The 254-nt window shown below is 55.5% G+C and carries 1 protein-coding gene; it reads right to left on the bottom strand.

Going from position 1 to position 254, the window contains the following annotated elements:
- The coding region (locus tag PA598K_RS37520; RefSeq protein ID WP_221414213.1) for a hypothetical protein at positions 1–254 on the bottom strand (254 nt) is incomplete at both ends.

Below are 254 nucleotides of genomic sequence, written 5' to 3'. Positions count from 1 at the left end.
AAATCGCACAAGTATCGCCGAATTTGGTGACGCGACCCGGAGATGTGCGATAAATCGCACAAGTATCGCCGAATTTGGTGAAGCGGCCCGGAGATGTGCGATAAATCGCACAAGTATCGCCGAATTTGGTGACGCGGCCCGGAGATGTGCGAAAAATCGCACAAGTATCGCCGAATCCGCGGGTGCGGCCCGGAGATGTGCGATAAATCGCACAAGTATCGCCGAATTTGGTGACGCGGCCCGGAGATGTGCGA

This window comes from Paenibacillus sp. 598K, assembly GCF_003851045.1.
Taxonomy (GTDB): domain Bacteria; phylum Bacillota; class Bacilli; order Paenibacillales; family Paenibacillaceae; genus Paenibacillus_D.
The sequence above is the reverse complement of the archived record's forward strand: the minus strand, read 5'-3'. Positions and strand labels throughout refer to the sequence as shown.